Genomic DNA, 14,594 nt, shown 5'->3' with positions numbered 1-14,594 from the left:
GAACCGTTTTGTATCGGGCGCGACCTACCCGAAGGTATGTCGCACACCGGCCTGTCGAGCGTCGTCGAGAGCCGTCGGCTCAACGCCGCCCTGGCCGCCGTGATCCTCCTCTTTCTGGCGATTGCGGCGGTCGCGCAGGTCCTCTCCGGTGATCTCGAGTGGGCGGGTTTCACGCTCGCCGTGCTCGCAGTCGCGCTGGTGCCACCGGTCGCCCGGCGGAATCCGACCGCGATGTTGCCCTGGGAGGTCGTGTTACTCGCCGCGCTCCCCACCGTCTCGCGGGCGCTTCTCGCAGGCCAGCGCGTTGCCGGGATGACGTTCTCCGGGCGGATCGTAGCCTTCGTCGCCGTCGCCGCCGTCGCACTCCTGATCGCCGTCGAACTCGACGTGTTCACGTCCGTGAAGATGAACCACCGGTTCGCGGTCGTCTTCGTCGTCGTAACGACGATGGCCGCCTCGGGAATCTGGGCGGTCAGCCGATGGCTCTCGGACGTCATCCTCGGCACGCGCTTCCTCTACGACGGTCGTCCCGAACACGTCATCGAGGAGGCGCTGATGTGGGACTTCGTCGCCGCGACGTTCGCCGGCGTGTTCGCGGGCGTCCTCTTCGAGTACTACTTCCGCCGCCGCGCGCGGCTCGCGCGTCGGATCCCCGACAGCGACCCCGCCGGATATCCGGACGTCGAATCGGGTGCCGAGCGAGCGTCGGAGGACGGCGAGGTGAGCGATCGGTGAGGGTCCGCGACCTTCTCCACATCTCCGAGCGCCGTCAGCGACAGGCCGCCCGCGGGATGCAGTTGTTCCTGGCTTCGATGCTGGTGGCGGGACTCCTCCTGCGTAACGCCGGCGTGATCATCAACGCCTCGATCGGGCTCTTCGTGACGTTCCTTCCCGGAATCCTCGAACGCGACGCCGGCATCCCGATGGACGCGGGGCTGACGCTGTGGATCTCCGCGGCGGTGTTCCTGCACGCGGTCGGAACGATCACGATCCCGGGGGTCGGCAAACCGTACGCCAACGTCTGGTGGTGGGACCACGTCACCCACACGCTCTCGGCCAGTCTCGTCGCCGGCGTGGGCTACGCGACGACCCGCGCGGTCGACATCCACTCCGACTCGGTGTCGCTGCCGCCGCGCTTTCAGTTCGTCTTCATTCTCCTGTTCGTCCTGGCGTTCGGCGTCCTCTGGGAGGTGATCGAGTTCGGAATCGGCCTCGCCGCGGCCTACACCGGAACGCCGGGGGTTCTCACCCAGTACGGCCTCGAAGACTCGATGCTGGATCTCGTCTTCGACACCGTCGGCGCGATCGTCGTCGCGATCTACGGCAGCACTCAACTCGGAGAGGTCGTCGACGCGCTCACCGAGCGACTGGCGGAGACGCGTCCGTGAGCGTCGCCAGGGGTGTGAGACCGTGATGCACGACAGTGAAACCGTGGCTCACAGCGGTACGATCACAACCGACGGGAGGGCGGGGCCTACGAGGGTGTTCCCCACCCGGCCCCCGAAACTTATCCTGCTCCGTGCTGTATCGCCACACGACGATGGTATTCAAGAAAGTAACCCTGATCGGTCGGAGTGAAGAGAGTTTCGACGAGGCAGTCGAGGACGCGATCGACCGCGCCGAGGAGACGCTCGACAACGTCCACTGGATCGAGGTGGAGGAACTCGGCGTCGAAGTCGCGTCGGTCGAGGGCCGGGAGTACCAGGCGGAGGTCACCGTCGCCTTCCAGCTCCGAGACGGCGAGTAATCGGCGGCCGGCACACACCGACGGCTTCTTTTTTATTGCACCACCAGAGAGCGTGAATGCCGCGCCTCCTCCACTACTCCGACGTCGAGAACGTCTACGACGATCCGGTCCGCGTCGGCCGTCTCGCCGGGGCGCTCCGATCGCGAAACGGGGACGACGCCCTCGTCTGCGGGACCGGTGACAACACCTCGCCGGGCGTCCTCGCGCTGATCGAACGCGGCCGGCAGGCCCTGGATCTCTTCCGTGCCGTCGACGCCGACGTCGAGACCTTCGGCAACCACGACTTCGACTTCGGGCCCGACGCGGCGCGATCGATCGTCGTCGCCGCGCCCCAGACGTGGGTATCGGCGAACGTCTTCGGCGCGGAGGGAGAGCGCTTCGCCGCCCCCGACGTCGTCCCGCACACGGTCGAGACGGTCGACGGCGTGCGGATCGGCCTCTTCGGCGTCACCGATCCCGCGACGCCGTCGCTGAACCCGATGGCCGGCGAACTCCGTTTCACGGATCCCTACGACGCCGCCGAGGCGGCCGTCGACGAACTCCGCGCGGCGGGGGTAGATCGCGTCGTCGCGCTCTCGCACCTCGGTTCCGGCGACGACGAGCTGGCGCGCCGGGTCGACGTCGACGCCGTCCTCGGCGGTCACCTCCACGCGGAGCGGTGCGAGCGGATCGACGGGACGCTCTTACTCCGTCCCGGTGCGAACGGGCGGACGATCTTCGAGGTGACCGTCGAGCGGGACGGCCCGATCGACGTCGAGCGGCACGCCACCGCCGACGCGCCGGTCGCCGACGACGTCGTGTCGGCGCTGCAGGGGCGCGTCGACGCCGCGGGGCTCGACGAGGTGGTCGCCCGCGTGGAGGGACCGCTCGACCGGAGCGAGTCGACGGTGGTCGGCGGCGAGTGCCGGATCGGGAACTTCGTGGCCGACGCCTACCGGTGGTCGCTCGACGCCGACGTGGGGGTTCAAAACAGCGGCGGGATTCGGGACGGACCGCCGCTGTCGGGCGCGGTGACCGTCGCCGACCTCGTGAGCGTCATCCCGTTCGAGGAGCACGTGGTTCGGGCTGAACTCTCCGGTGCGGAACTGCTGTCGGTGTTCCGCGAGTCGGCGGCCGCCGTCGTCGACTTCGGCGAACCGGGCTGGTGGCACGGCCACTTCTCGGGCGCCGAGATCCACTGGGACGACGACGCGAACGAACTGCTGGACGCCCGGGTGGGCGGCGAACCCGTCGATCCCGAGCGCCGGTACACGGTCGCGACCTCGGCGTATCTGCTCCACACCGAGCACGAGTTCCCGACGCTCCGGGAGCGACATCGGATCGGCGAGGGCGACATCCAGTTCGAGGTGCTCGCCGCGTACGCGCGGGAATTCGGGATCGACGCGGATATCGAGGGACGCGTCCGACGTGTGTCGGCGACGGGAACGGCGACTCGGACGTCCGAGGACTGAGCTGTCTTCTCCGGCGGACGGACCGCCGTCCGCCGAATCGCTAAGTCCCAACCGACGGATCGAGTGGAAACGTTCAGGGACCGTCGCATCCTCCGCTTCGATAATGACTCGCGTCGTGGTCCCCGTCCGGTATCCGCTATCGAAGCACTCCCGGGCGACGCTCTCGGAGGCTGTCCGTATCGCCGAGGAACGCGGAGCCGAACTGACCGTGCTCCACGTCGACCTCTATCAGGAGAGCCACGGCGTGACCCGGGCGGAGCTGAAGCGGGCCGTCGAGTCCGAGTTCGGTCCGCTGGAGCGGACTCGATACGTCGTGCGGCGGGGCTTCCTCGTCGAGGAGACGATCTTGGAGGAAGTGGCCGCAGACGAGGCCGACGTCGTCGTCCTCGGGTCGAAGCAGGCCAGCCGGTGGCGGAAGATGCTGCGTCGCTTCCTCGACGATCCCGATATCGAGACGTACCTTCGCGAGAAACTGGACTGCACGGTCGTCACCGCTCGCGTCGAGGAGTGATACTGCCCGACTGGAGTCGGCGGAACGGGACGGCACCCACGGAGTGGCGATGCGGTTCGTACACCTCTGTCCGACAGTATGACCTCACTCCTCGTCGGGACGCCGAAGCCGAAGGTCGAAGCTGCCGTCGTCGGTATCAGCGTCTGAGTCGGCGGAACGCTCGCTGTCGTCACCGGCGACGTCGGAATCGGTGGAATGCTCGCCCTCGAGTCCGGATGCTTCAGTTCCGGGGGTTTCGATCCCGGACGACCCGGTTCCGGCGTCCTCGCTATCAGTCTCTGTGAAGGCCGTCTGAACTGAATCGTCGTCGGCTCTCGCTCTTCCGCCGTCTCGATTTTCGACGGTCGCGTCGAGCGTCCCGCTGGTGTCGTCGAAGACGAGGTGGCGATGCGGGTACGCGAACTCGATGTCGGCGTCGGTCTCGGCGAACGCGTCCCAGATTCGCTTCCTGACCCGCGACTCCACGGAGGGGATCTTGTAGGGTATTTTGGCCCAGAACCGTAGTGTGAGCACGACGCCGTCGTCGCCGAAGTCGGATTTCAGCACCGTTGGTCGGGCGGGGTATCGCGCGCTACCGATGCGGATGTCCGGCCCGCCCTCGATCACCGCCTCGTCCGCGGCGGCGGCCCGACTCAGCAGCCGCCGGGCCTGGTCGATGTCCGACTCGTAGGTGACGACCACGTCGAGACTGAGTCGCACGCGCTCGTCCTCCGCCGAGTAGTTCGTCACCAGGTGCTCGCGGATCTCGGAGTTCGGTATGACGAGGAACGTATTGTTGAGCGTGAACATCTTCGTGTACCGGATCGTGATGTCGTCGACGAACCCGCGTCTCCCGTCGTCCAACTCGATCATATCGCCGATTTCGTAGGGTTGGTCGGCGAGCAGGAACAGACCGTTGATCGTGCTGCCGACGATCGGCGCGAGGACGATACCGAGAACGGCGGAGAAGACCGTCACCGAGAGGACGATGTCGCCGAATCGGAGTCCGAGAACGCTGGCGGCGATGCCGAGCGTGACGAGGACGACGCCGAGTCGCACGAGTCGGAGCGCCATCTGTGCGACGCTCTGTCGCTGAAACCGTCTCGCGACCGGCCGTCCGACGAGTCGGACGACGTACCGGGAGACGAACACGCCGAAGGCGACGATCAGGGCGGCGAAGACCCACCGCCAGCCCGGAAACAGGAGCCACTCGGGGAGGACGGAGGCGAGCGTCTGACCGCCGCCGGGTGCGGCGGACGGCGTGGCCGTGGGTGTCGTCGCCGACTGCATACCTCCGTCCACGAGAGGCCCGGACAAAAAGCGTTCCTCCCTCGCCGGTGTCGATTCGGCCGTCACCTTCACCCTGAACTATTCAATGAGGAAACACTAAGGCGGCAGTCGACGAAAAGGGAGCCAATGGCTACGTCAGGCTCCCAGTCCACCCCCGATTTCACGATCACCCACGAGAGCGAACCGAGCGAGACGCTTCTGGCCGGCTTTTCCTCGTTCGGACTCGCCGGCCTCACCGCGGCGGACTACATCGTCGACCACCTCGAACTCGAAGAGCGGGGCCATCTCTCCGTCGAAGGGCTCCCGACTGTCACGCCGTTCGAGGACGGTCGCCCGAGACACCACACGCGACTGTTCTCCCGCGACGACCTCGACGTGACCGTGCTGGTCGGCGAACTGTTCGTCCCCGTCGGCGTCGGCCGGACGTTCGCCGACGCGGTCCTCGACTGGACCGAGTCGAACGGAATGCGCGAGATCGCGATCCTCTCGGGCGTCCCGATTCCACACGGTCCCGAGGAACACCGAACGTTCTACATTGCCACCGACGACTACCGGGAGAGCCGACTCACAGACGAGTCGGTGCCGGCGATGGGGCGCGGGTTTCTCGACGGCACCAACGCGGCGCTCATCGAGCGCGGCCTCGACTCGTCCCTGGGAGTCTGTACGTTCGTCACGCCCGTCCACGCGCAGGTTCCAGACATTCAGGCGTCGATACGGTTGGTGGAGACCGTCGAGGACGTCTACGGAATCGGGATCGATGCTGGACCGCTGGAGGCGTTCGCGGCGGAGGTCGAACAGTACTACGCGGAGCTCGCAGAGCGGATGCAGGAACGAGACGACGAGCTTCCGGAAGACCGGATGTATATGTAGTATCGATCCGCTGCGGCCCTTCGCGTCCGTTCCTCCACCGTGCCGCCGCCCACGGTCCCCTCGGTCCGCCCGTCCGCACGGACCAGCATCGCCGCACCGGGGTCCTGCGGGGCCGATCCGTCCACACCTGTCACGGTTGCGAGCGCGACCGTCTCGCCGGCCTCGGTCAGTTCCTCGACTCGACCGTAGACCCCGGTCGGTTCGTCTGCTCCTCCGTGCTCGCCCATTGTGATTCGGTACCGTCCGGCGAATCTTATATCTGTCTTCCGCGGAACGGAGGGCGCGACGGCTTTGGTCGGACGGGCGACACTCTCCGCGAGGGGGTTTCTCGTCGACGGCGGGAGCCACCTTCGACGACGGGGCAGTCCTCCGGCAGCGAGTTTCCGTTCCGGTTCACCGCATTCCGAAACGCCGTGCTACTCGAAGCATAGTAAACAGTAAGTATCCCGGGGAGAGAACCACTGGTATGGCAGACGAACTCCGAACGACGCTCGAACGCGTCGGCGATCGCTTCAATCTCGGGGAGTACGAGATCGAGGCGTACCTGGCCGTCCTCGAACACGGGGAACTCACCGCCTCCGAGATCGCCGACCGCACGGAAATCCCCCAACCCCGGGTGTACGACACCGTCCGGAGCCTCTCGGACCGGGGCCTCGTCGAACTGCGGGAGTCGCGGCCGATGAAGATCGTCGCCGTCGCGCCCGAGGACGCCTTCGGCAACGTCCAGCAGTCGCTCGACGAACTGGTGTCGGAGTTGGAAGCGCGCTACACCGCTCCGGCGCGGGACACCGAGGCGGTCTCGCTCGTCAAGTCGCGCTCGACGATCCTCCGCTACGTCGAGGAGATCATCGAGAGCGCCGAGTACGAGTTGATCCTCTCGCTCACGCCGGATCTCCTCCGTCGCTTCCGCGAGGACCTCGCGGCCGCCATCGACGACGGCGTGAGCATCGACCTGCTCGTCACGCCGCTGTCGCGAGCGCCGGACCCCGACGACTTCGACTATCTGGAGGTCGCGACCGTCGCGCGCGCTCGACGCGGGATCACCACTCCGATCCTGGCGGTCGCCGACGGCAACTACTCCGTCTACGCGACGCAGGACGCGCTCAGGGACGACCGCGAGCGCTACGGCGTCATCTTCAACCGCTCGGCGCTCGGCTTCCTCGTCTCGGGCTTCTTCGGGACGGTCCTGTGGTCGACCGCCGAGACCATCGCGACCGACGGCAAGCGGCGGCCGTTCCCCCGGCGCTACGCGTCGATCCGCCGCGCCGTGAAGGACGTCCGCGAACTCGAAGGGCCGTTTTACGCCTCGATCACCGGTCGCGACATCGAGACCGGCGACCCGGTCGTCGTCGAGGGGAAGGTCCAGACGGCGACGATCGAAGCCTCCGAGGAGGTGGCCTCGCTCAAACTGGAGACCGACGACGGCGTGCTCGACGTCGGCGGCCTCGTCGCCGCGCTCGAAGACGTCGAGGCGCAGGAGATCATCCTCGGCCGCGACAGCGTGCCGGACCGCGAACAGTTCGCCTGAGGCGTTGCCCGTATCCATCGGAGGGTGAGAATCGAGCGCGAACGGTGACGGCCGAGAGCGATCCGCCCCCGAGGCGCAACGGCTTTACCCCTCCCTTCGCAATCCTCGTCGACCGATGGAGGCGCGCACGCGGACCTATCTGGAAGGGCGGTTCGGCGACTACTACCGCCGCAGCGACGTCTCCCTCCCGCCCGCGGCCGAGCGCCGCGAGTGGGGACACATCCCCTGGAGCGCCGGATCGACCACGATGATCCGCCATCAGTCGCTGCTCGACGTCGGCGACCTCTCGGACTTCCTGCACCGCACCGCGCCCCGGCACGTGTACTTCTCGTCGGCTCGGTTCTCGGATCCCGGCGCGAGTTCGATGGACGAGAAGGGCTGGCAGTCGGCGGATCTCGTCTTCGACCTCGACGCCGACCACCTCCCGGGCGTCGATCCCGCGGAGACGACTTACGCCGAGATGCTCGCCGCGTGCAAGGAGGAGCTACTGAATTTACTCTCCTTTATCGACGACGACTTCGCCTTCGAGGAGACCGCGGTCGTCTTCTCCGGCGGCCGAGGTTACCACGTCCACGTCCGCGACGCCGGGATCCGGGAACTCGACAGCGAGGCCCGCCGCGAGATCGTCGACTACGTCCGCGCGATCGATCTCGACGTCGACGGATTGATCGGGACTGAGTCGAACCGCGGCACCACCCGCCGAGTTCTCCGTCGGCGGGGCGGCTGGGGGGCGCGCGTTCACCAACGGCTCGTCGACCTCGCGGAGCGACTCCGGGAGATGGACGAGGACGACGCGCTCGCCCGACTCCAGGAGCTCGACGGGATCGGCGAGGGACGCGCGACCACGATCCTCGGGCAGGTTCGGAACAACTTCGAGGCGATCCGCGAGGGCAACGTCGAGGCCGGCGGCCCCGGCACGCGTATCCTCGTCGACGCGCTCGCCGCGGAGGCGATCGAGGAGGAGACCGCCCCGATCGACGAACCGGTGACGACCGACACGAAGCGGCTCATCCGCCTGCCGGGGAGCCTCCACGGCGGGTCGGGACTGGCTGTGACGCCGCTCTCGCGGACGGAACTCGAAGACTTCCGGCCGCTCGAAGACGCGATTCCCGAGCGCTTTCGCGGCCGGGAGATCAGGGTCGACGTGACGCAGCCGGGGCCGACGACGTTCGACGGCGACACGTTTACTATCCCGGAGGGAGAGCAGTCCGTAGAAGAGTGCCTCGGGATATTCTTGATGACCCGGGGGCGCGCTGAGAAGATCAAAGAATGAATTTGGACGAGTTGCGGAGCGTCCGTCGGACCGAGCGGCAGAAGGACAGCCTCCAGCATCTCCGCGACTCGTTCTACGAGGACGTCGCCGCCTACATCGCCGAGCGGAAGGCCGAGCGCCAACGCGCGGCCGACGCGGCCGAGGACCCGTTCGCGGACCCGGAGGTCGGCCAGCTGACAGACGAGATCGAGACCGCCGAGGAGGTCGTCGAGGCCATCTACGAGCGCCGCGTCGGCAAGGTCGTCAAACTGGCGTCGTTCGCGGCCGCGGACATGAGCGCCGACACCAACGGCCTCACCGCCGAGGAGCGAGAGCTCTTCGAGGGCCTCGTCGCTCGGATCAAGCAGAACCGACGGAACGTCCTCGACGTCCTCGCGGGCGAGGGCGGCGACGGGACGGCGGACGAGCCGTCGACGGGCGGCGAGTCGCCGGCGGGGACGACCGCAGCCTCGACGGCGCGTGACTCACCGACGGCGACGGGCGAAGCCCCGGAGTCGCCGGCGGGAGACCGGACGGATCCGGACCCGATCTCGCCGGACGACGTGCTGGCGGACGCGATGGGCGGAGACGACGCGCCCGCGGCCGATTCGTCTCCGAGCGAGACGAGCGAGGCGTCGGCGACCGAGGCGTCTCCTTCGGACGCGACAAACCCGCCGGCCGGATCGACTCCCGAAACGTCGGCCGCTGACGCCGCGGGAGACGACCCCTCGGACGTTCCGCCGGACGCGCCGCCCGACGCGACGACGCCGGAGACGCCCGTCATCGGCGAGGGCGGTTCCGACGGCGACAGCGGTTTCGACACCGACGGACGCGGGGAGCCGCGAACCGACGGCGCGCCCGGACGCGTCGAGAACGGGGCGTCTGGTGGGACCGGCGGGGCCGCCGATCGGCCGTCGACCGACCGCGTGACGCTCCGAATCACGGAGGACGTCGGCGCGATCCTCGGCGTCGACGAGCGCGAGTACGACCTCGAATCCGAGGACGTGGTGACGCTCCCGACGACGAACGCGGGGCCGCTCTTGGAGCGGAACGCCGCCGAGCGGCTGGATTGAGTCGGTGTCGCGACCGCGATAGCCAGAACACGACAACCGCCCCTCGTGTCCGATCCCGAACGGTACGTTGAAGCGCCTCTCCCCGAACGTACGGACGATGCTCGACACCGGCGAAGCCGCCCCCGACTTCGAGTTGCCCGACCAGAACGGACAGACAGTGTCGCTCTCCGAGTTCCGCGGGGAGTACGTCGTCGTGTACTTCTATCCGCGAGCGGACACACCCGGTTGTACGACCGAGGCGTGCGGCTTCCGCGACTCCTACGGGGCGTTCGAAGAGCGCGGCGTGACTGTCCTCGGGATCAGCGACGACCCCGTCGACGACCTGGAACCGTTCGCGGCGGAGTACGACCTCCCCTTCGCCCTCCTCTCGGACGAGGACGGGTCGGTCGCGACCGCCTACGACTCCTACGGCGAGAAGAAGATGTTCGGCAACACGTTCGACGGCGTCTTCCGCAACACGTACGTGATCGGGCCGGAGGGAGACGTCGTCCTCGCGTACGAGGACGTCTCACCGGAAGGCCACGCCACGGAGATCCTAGACGATATCGGGGACCTCTCGGACGCCTGACCCGGGACGGTCGAAAAAGCGTCGGTTCGAGACCTCTATCGGAAGAAACCAACTGTCGTACCGGGATAGCATCGATAACGCCCTCGGAGGGTATCGACGGCACTCTCGGGCAGTATAGATTCCGTCTTTCGAGCGGGACCGACACCACACTTCTGATGAAATAAACTGTAAATGTGTTTCTTCGGTAACTTCTGATCCGCCCGACGCATCTGACGATCCGGTTGTCAGTCGAGACGTCGTGAGATTCCGTACTCCGTCCTCGGGCGATCGAAACTAAAAGCCCGTCGATGGGGGGCCGCCGGGACGCGTCGGAAACGCGCTCCCGCGCTACTGGAACGTCCGACTGACGTCGGCCTGCGGTTCGCGCTCGACCTCGCTGGTCTGGAAGCGCTGTTCGATCTCCTCGTAGCGCTGGCGCGTCTCGGGGGTGACGCTCGGCCCGACCTCGTCGAGCGCGTGCTCGAAGTGCTCCATCGTCACGCGGACGTTGCCGACCGATTCGGCGACTTCCTCGCGGGAGACGCTGTTGATGAACTCTCGGCTCGCGGCCATCGACGCCTCGCGTGCGACCGCCTCGATGTCGGCCCCGACGTATCCCTCGGTCTTCGAGGCGAGTTCGTCGAGGTCGACGTCGTCGGCCAGCGGCTTGTCCTCGGTGTGGACCCCGAAGATGGCACGGCGTCCCTCCTCGTCGGGGACCGGCACGTGGACGTGGCGGTCCAGCCGCCCCGGCCGCAGCAGCGCCGAGTCGATGAGGTCCGGCCGGTTCGTCGTCGCGACGACGACGACGTCTTCGAGGGTTTCGAGCCCGTCGAGCTCCGTGAGCAACTGGGAGACGACGCGCTCGGAGACGCCCGAGTCGCCGGTGTTGCTGCCGCGCTCGGTCGCGATCGAGTCGATCTCGTCGAAGAACACGATCGTCGGGGCGTTCTCGCGGGCCTTCTTGAAGATCTCGCGGACGCCCTTCTCGGACTCGCCGACGTACTTGTCGAGCAGTTCCGGCCCCTTCACCGAGATGAAGTTCGACTCGGACTCGTTGGCGACGGCCTTCGCGAGCATCGTCTTTCCGGTCCCGGGCGGTCCGTACATCAGGATGCCCTTCGCGGACTGCATGTCCATCGCCTCGAACACCTCGGGGTACTCGAGCGGCCACTGGATCGTCTCGCGGAGGCGCTCCTTCGTGTCTTCGAGGCCGCCGACGTGCTCCCACGTGACGTCGGGGACCTCGACGAACACCTCACGGAGCGCCGAGGGCTCGATGCCCTTGATGGCCTCCTTGAAGTCCTTCGAGGTGACCGACAGCGACTCCAGCACCTCGGCGTCGATCTCGTCGGACTCCAGATCGAGTTCCGGCCGGATGCGCCGCAGGGCGTTCATCGCGGCCTCCTTCGCGAGGCTCGCGATGTCCGCGCCGACGAAGCCGTGGGTGTTGTCGGCGTACTCGTCGAGATCGACGGCGTCCGAGATCGGCATGTTCCGCGTGTGGACCTGGAGGATCTCCTTCCGTCCCTCGCGGTCTGGGACACCGATCTCGATCTCGCGGTCGAAGCGACCGCCGCGGCGAAGCGCCGGATCGATCGCGTCGACGCGGTTCGTCGCGCCGATGACGACGACCTCGCCGCGCTCGTCGAGGCCGTCCATCAGCGAGAGCAGTTGCGCGACGACGCGGCGTTCGACGTCGCCGCCGGCCTCGCCGCGCTTCGGGGCGATCGAGTCGATCTCGTCGATGAAGACGATCGCGGGAGCCTCCTCTTCGGCCTCCTCGAAGATCTCGCGGAGTTGCTCTTCGGATTCCCCGTAGTACTTCGACATGATCTCGGGGCCCGAGATCGTGTGGAAGGAGGCGTCGATCTCGTTGGCGACGGCCTTCGCGATCAGGGTCTTCCCGGTGCCCGGCGGGCCGTGCAGCAGCACGCCCTTCGGCGGCTCGATGCCGAGGCGCTGGAACAGCTCGGGGTGCCGCATCGGCAGCTCGATCATCTCCCGCACCTGTTCGAGCTCCCGGTCGAGGCCGCCGATGTCCTCGTAGGTGACCGAGGGCGTGTCGGCCTCGTCCTCCTCGGTCGACTGGATCTCCTCGGCGGGCGTCTGGCTGATCGTCACCTCGGTCGAGTCCGTGACGACGACCGTGCCGCTCGGCTCCGTCGAGGCCACCTTCAGCGGGATCGGCTGATTCGACGAGGACATGAAGCCGAAGCCGAAGGGGACGCGGATGTTCTGTCCCTGCGTGACGGGCTGGCCCGCGAGCTTGTCCCGCAGGTGCGTCCCGATGTTACCGCTGATGCGGAGGTTCTGCGGGAGCGCGACCGAGACGTGCTTCGCGGGCTTGATGTCGGCCTTCTCGACCTCGACGCGGTCGTCGATGCCGACGTTCGCCTGCTGACGGAGGCGGCCGTCGATCCGGATGACGCCCGTGCCGCTGTCCTCGGGGTATCCCGGCCAGACGCGAGCGATGGCGGTGCCGCCGTTGCCGTCGATCCGGATGTAATCGCCGCCCTCCAGATCGAGCTCCTCGGCCGCCTGGCGGTCGATGGCCGCGAGCCCGCGCCCGGCGTCCTTCTGCTTGAGTGGTTTGACAGTGAGCTTCATTTCTCGACAGTGATGATTAGCACGCCGTTGTTCGTCGCGACCGACGCGTCGGGTCCGGGCAGTTCGAATTCGGCCTCGGAAACGTCGTTTCCGCTCTCGGCGACGACGATCGCGGTCGTGCCGACGACGTCGACGTCGACCTCCTCGGAGGTGAGACCGATGTCTGCTGCGAGAACCCAACTGCCGTCGTACTCGTACCGGCGGACGATCCGTTCGTCTCCACCGGCTAATTGATTGATGCTCATCGTTATTCCTAACTCCAGGTTAGTCGCTTAACTATTTAAATCTGTCGCGGGCTAATCGCACCACTGCGAAGAATAGCTGTCGCTCCCGGTTGAATTGCGGTTCGGCGGTTCGCTCTCGGTCCCGCCACGCACGGTCGACGACCACCTCACCGCGCTCGGGGGTTTATGTCGGGGCCGATCGAACCGTTCCATATGGAGACGGTTTCACACCACGGGCGGGAGACCGCCTACCGGACGTTCGACCGGGGGGGAAGCGAGCCGACGATACTCGCGATCCACGGCAGCGGGGGCACCCACCGGGTCTGGAGCGCCCAGTCGAAACTCGGTGCAGAGTACCCCTTCGTCGCGCTCGATCTGAGCGGTCACGGCGAGAGCGACGACGTCGCCGCCGAGCCCGGCTACGAGACCCTCTCGGCGTACGTCGACGACGTCGTCGCCGTCGCGGACGCGGTCGACGCCGACGTCCTTCTGGGAAACTCTCTCGGCGGCGCGGTCGTCCTCACGGCGCTCGCAGAGCGGGAACTCACCGTCGACGGAGCCGTCCTGGCCGGGGCGGGGCCGCGGCTCCCGGTGCTGGACGACCTGCTCCGGTGGGTCGAAGAAGACTTCGAGCGGGTCGTCGAGTTCTTCCACGAACCGGACCACCTCTTTCACGACGCCGACGAAGACACGCTCGCAGTCTCCCAGTCGGCGCTGCGATCGACCGGACGGGCGATACTCGAACGGGACTTCCGGACGGCCCACGCGTTCGATGTCCGCGGGGACCTCGCCGACGTCGACGTACCCACGCTCGCGCTCGTCGGTGAGTACGATCGGCTGACACCACCGCACTTCCACGAGGAACTGTGCGAGGAGCTTCCCGACTGCGAACTGACCGTCCTCGACGACGCCGCCCACCTCGCGATGCTGGAACGCCCCGGCGCGTTCAACGATGCCGTCTCGGACTTTCTCGACGCCCGAGTGTCCGACTGAACGCGTCACGTATCGGGGCCGCGAAGGTCGTTCGTCGCGTTCCGTGGGGACGTTCGCGCCGCACCCGACGTCTCGCCCGAAATCGGCACGTCTTTGCGCGCACCCTCGAAGGCGTAGACGTGCAACCGGTCGAGACCTCCGATCCCGACGGCGTCGACTACGGGTGGGTGATGCAGACGACGTTCGTCCTCACCATCGTGGTCGGCGCGCCGGTGGTCACCGCGCTCTCGCTCCGCGCCACGCTGCCGACCTGGGGGGCTCGCGTCGAATTCGCGATCCGCGTGGGGGCCGTCGTCTGGGTCCTGGTCGCGCTCGGGGTCTATCTGTACGCCCGGCGGTTCGACGCCGGTGACGGCGGCAGTGACCCCGACAAGATCGACGGCGGCGACGAGTCCGACTGATCCTGTACGTTCGCTGACGGGGCCGGACGCCTGCGACCCTCGACGGCGAGTGAGGAACGGCGTTTTCCGCCGTCGGACGCGGTCCATCAGGACGCGAAACCCTCCGCCGTCGGAAACT

The 14,594-nt window shown here is 67.4% G+C and carries 16 protein-coding genes; 12 read left to right on the top strand and 4 right to left on the bottom strand.

Features of this window, described 5'->3' with window-relative positions; genetic code table 11:
- The first annotated feature begins 36 nt into the window (after positions 1-36).
- The 5 genes from NO876_RS04990 to NO876_RS04970 all read left to right on the top strand — a co-directional run bounded on the left by NO876_RS04990 (position 37) and on the right by NO876_RS04970 (position 3,709).
- The gene (locus NO876_RS04990; RefSeq protein WP_256420570.1) at positions 37-735 is read left to right on the top strand and encodes a hypothetical protein; all 699 of its coding nucleotides are present in this window, start codon (positions 37-39) and stop codon (positions 733-735) included.
- Positions 732-1,388 carry a DUF2238 domain-containing protein gene (locus NO876_RS04985; protein ID WP_256420569.1) on the top strand — a complete coding sequence of 219 codons (657 nt, stop codon included), beginning with the start codon at positions 732-734 and terminating at the stop codon, positions 1,386-1,388. Before NO876_RS04990 ends, NO876_RS04985 begins: the two co-directional genes overlap by 4 nt.
- A gap of 152 nt (positions 1,389-1,540) precedes the next feature.
- Positions 1,541-1,747: a dodecin gene (locus NO876_RS04980; protein WP_256420568.1), complete on the top strand. Its 207-nt coding sequence runs from the start codon at positions 1,541-1,543 to the stop codon at positions 1,745-1,747.
- A 56-nt stretch (positions 1,748-1,803) separates the two neighbouring features.
- Positions 1,804-3,198, top strand: coding sequence for a bifunctional metallophosphatase/5'-nucleotidase (locus NO876_RS04975; RefSeq protein WP_256420567.1), 1,395 nt, complete (start codon positions 1,804-1,806; stop codon positions 3,196-3,198).
- A 103-nt stretch (positions 3,199-3,301) separates the two neighbouring features.
- Entirely contained in the window at positions 3,302-3,709 is a 408-nt protein-coding gene (locus NO876_RS04970; protein ID WP_256420566.1) for a universal stress protein, read from the top strand.
- Between the two features lie 84 nt (positions 3,710-3,793).
- Here NO876_RS04970 and NO876_RS04965 read toward each other — a convergent pair whose 3' ends face one another.
- Entirely contained in the window at positions 3,794-4,978 is a 1,185-nt protein-coding gene (locus tag NO876_RS04965) for a mechanosensitive ion channel family protein (RefSeq protein WP_256420565.1), read from the bottom strand.
- A 126-nt stretch (positions 4,979-5,104) separates the two neighbouring features.
- On the opposite strand from NO876_RS04965, the gene NO876_RS04960 reads away from it, so the two are divergent.
- The gene (locus tag NO876_RS04960; RefSeq protein ID WP_256420564.1) at positions 5,105-5,848 is read left to right on the top strand and encodes a proteasome assembly chaperone family protein; all 744 of its coding nucleotides are present in this window, start codon (positions 5,105-5,107) and stop codon (positions 5,846-5,848) included.
- Here NO876_RS04960 and NO876_RS18000 read toward each other — a convergent pair.
- Complete coding sequence (locus NO876_RS18000; protein ID WP_345780729.1) at positions 5,779-6,075, bottom strand: XdhC family protein; 297 nt, start codon at positions 6,073-6,075, stop codon at positions 5,779-5,781. The genes NO876_RS04960 and NO876_RS18000 overlap by 70 nt on opposite strands.
- 239 nt (positions 6,076-6,314) lie before the next feature.
- On the opposite strand from NO876_RS18000, the gene trmB reads away from it, so the two are divergent.
- The 4 genes from trmB (at position 6,315) to bcp (ending at position 10,269) form a co-directional block, all read left to right on the top strand.
- Positions 6,315-7,376, top strand: a complete 1,062-nt coding sequence (gene trmB, locus NO876_RS04955) for an HTH-type sugar sensing transcriptional regulator TrmB (RefSeq protein ID WP_256420563.1) — start codon at positions 6,315-6,317, stop codon at positions 7,374-7,376.
- 115 nt (positions 7,377-7,491) lie between these two features.
- Positions 7,492-8,649 carry a DNA primase small subunit PriS gene (priS, locus tag NO876_RS04950; RefSeq protein WP_256420562.1) on the top strand — a complete coding sequence of 386 codons (1,158 nt, stop codon included), beginning with the start codon at positions 7,492-7,494 and terminating at the stop codon, positions 8,647-8,649.
- The gene (locus tag NO876_RS04945) at positions 8,646-9,701 is read left to right on the top strand and encodes a DNA replication complex subunit Gins51 (protein WP_256420561.1); all 1,056 of its coding nucleotides are present in this window, start codon (positions 8,646-8,648) and stop codon (positions 9,699-9,701) included. The genes priS and NO876_RS04945 overlap by 4 nt, the downstream gene beginning before the upstream one ends.
- Positions 9,702-9,798: 97 nt before the next feature.
- Entirely contained in the window at positions 9,799-10,269 is a 471-nt protein-coding gene (gene bcp, locus NO876_RS04940; RefSeq protein ID WP_256420560.1) for a thioredoxin-dependent thiol peroxidase, read from the top strand.
- Positions 10,270-10,596: 327 nt separating this feature from the next.
- On the opposite strand, the gene NO876_RS04935 is transcribed toward bcp, so the two are convergent.
- The gene (locus NO876_RS04935; protein ID WP_256420559.1) at positions 10,597-12,858 is read right to left on the bottom strand and encodes a CDC48 family AAA ATPase; all 2,262 of its coding nucleotides are present in this window, start codon (positions 12,856-12,858) and stop codon (positions 10,597-10,599) included.
- A complete protein-coding gene (locus tag NO876_RS04930; RefSeq protein ID WP_256420558.1) occupies positions 12,855-13,103 on the bottom strand; it encodes an Hsp20/alpha crystallin family protein in 249 nt (82 codons plus the stop codon). The genes NO876_RS04935 and NO876_RS04930 overlap by 4 nt, the downstream gene beginning before the upstream one ends.
- 192 nt (positions 13,104-13,295) lie before the next feature.
- Between NO876_RS04930 and NO876_RS04925 the strand changes: the two genes are divergently transcribed.
- Both NO876_RS04925 and NO876_RS04920 read left to right on the top strand, forming a co-directional pair.
- Positions 13,296-14,075 carry an alpha/beta fold hydrolase gene (locus NO876_RS04925; RefSeq protein WP_256420557.1) on the top strand — a complete coding sequence of 260 codons (780 nt, stop codon included), beginning with the start codon at positions 13,296-13,298 and terminating at the stop codon, positions 14,073-14,075.
- Positions 14,076-14,194: 119 nt separating this feature from the next.
- Complete coding sequence (locus tag NO876_RS04920) at positions 14,195-14,476, top strand: DUF5822 domain-containing protein (protein WP_256420556.1); 282 nt, start codon at positions 14,195-14,197, stop codon at positions 14,474-14,476.
- The last annotated feature ends 118 nt before the right edge of the window (positions 14,477-14,594 follow it).

The sequence above is a fragment of the Halobellus rarus genome (assembly GCF_024494595.1).
In the GTDB taxonomy this organism is placed as follows: domain Archaea; phylum Halobacteriota; class Halobacteria; order Halobacteriales; family Haloferacaceae; genus Haloquadratum; species Haloquadratum rarum.
This window is presented reverse-complemented; position numbering and strand designations above follow the sequence as displayed.

Excerpts from the sequence above, each read along its gene's own strand:
- NO876_RS04990 (WP_256420570.1), top strand. The coding sequence starts at position 37 with ATGTCGCACACCGGCCTGTCGAGCGTCGTCGAGAGCCGTCGGCTCAAC.
- NO876_RS04980 (WP_256420568.1), top strand. The coding sequence starts at position 1,541 with ATGGTATTCAAGAAAGTAACCCTGATCGGTCGGAGTGAAGAGAGTTTC.
- NO876_RS04975 (WP_256420567.1), top strand. The coding sequence starts at position 1,804 with ATGCCGCGCCTCCTCCACTACTCCGACGTCGAGAACGTCTACGACGAT.
- NO876_RS04970 (WP_256420566.1), top strand. The coding sequence starts at position 3,302 with ATGACTCGCGTCGTGGTCCCCGTCCGGTATCCGCTATCGAAGCACTCC.
- NO876_RS04965 (WP_256420565.1), bottom strand. The coding sequence starts at position 4,978 with ATGCAGTCGGCGACGACACCCACGGCCACGCCGTCCGCCGCACCCGGC.
- NO876_RS04960 (WP_256420564.1), top strand. The coding sequence starts at position 5,105 with ATGGCTACGTCAGGCTCCCAGTCCACCCCCGATTTCACGATCACCCAC.
- NO876_RS18000 (WP_345780729.1), bottom strand. The coding sequence starts at position 6,075 with ATGGGCGAGCACGGAGGAGCAGACGAACCGACCGGGGTCTACGGTCGA.
- trmB (WP_256420563.1), top strand. The coding sequence starts at position 6,315 with ATGGCAGACGAACTCCGAACGACGCTCGAACGCGTCGGCGATCGCTTC.
- priS (WP_256420562.1), top strand. The coding sequence starts at position 7,492 with ATGGAGGCGCGCACGCGGACCTATCTGGAAGGGCGGTTCGGCGACTAC.
- NO876_RS04945 (WP_256420561.1), top strand. The coding sequence starts at position 8,646 with ATGAATTTGGACGAGTTGCGGAGCGTCCGTCGGACCGAGCGGCAGAAG.
- bcp (WP_256420560.1), top strand. The coding sequence starts at position 9,799 with ATGCTCGACACCGGCGAAGCCGCCCCCGACTTCGAGTTGCCCGACCAG.
- NO876_RS04935 (WP_256420559.1), bottom strand. The coding sequence starts at position 12,858 with ATGAAGCTCACTGTCAAACCACTCAAGCAGAAGGACGCCGGGCGCGGG.
- NO876_RS04930 (WP_256420558.1), bottom strand. The coding sequence starts at position 13,103 with ATGAGCATCAATCAATTAGCCGGTGGAGACGAACGGATCGTCCGCCGG.
- NO876_RS04925 (WP_256420557.1), top strand. The coding sequence starts at position 13,296 with ATGGAGACGGTTTCACACCACGGGCGGGAGACCGCCTACCGGACGTTC.